The sequence below is a fragment of the Microbacterium sp. ZXX196 genome (genome assembly GCF_009709595.1).
Classification (GTDB): domain Bacteria; phylum Actinomycetota; class Actinomycetes; order Actinomycetales; family Microbacteriaceae; genus Microbacterium; species Microbacterium excoecariae.
Window position 1 is genome coordinate 1 of sequence record NZ_WMEE01000318.1, and the last position, 258, is coordinate 258.

1 protein-coding gene is annotated in these 258 nt (G+C 70.2%); it reads right to left on the reverse strand.

Going from position 1 to position 258, the window contains the following annotated elements; genetic code table 11:
- Window positions 1–258 (reverse strand): hypothetical protein (locus GJQ66_RS13190; protein ID WP_230379647.1); only part of this gene is annotated, 258 nt, incomplete at both ends.

Consider the following 258-nt stretch of genomic DNA (forward strand, 5'->3'; position numbering starts at 1 on the left):
CGGACAGCAGGTAGGCCAGCACCGCCGTCACGCCGATGGTGAGCAAGAGCCCGGGGCCCACCTGGGACACGTCCAGCCGGTAGGCGAGGAAGGACAGCACCCCGGCGACGACGATCAACAGGGCGGCCAGACTTTTCCGGCGTAGCAGGAGGCCACCGGCGAGCACGGTGAGGATGACCGCGCTCGGCGGGAACCACCACGGGGAGATGTAGGCCGCGCCCAGGCCGACTCCCACGGCCAGCCCCACCAGGGTGATAA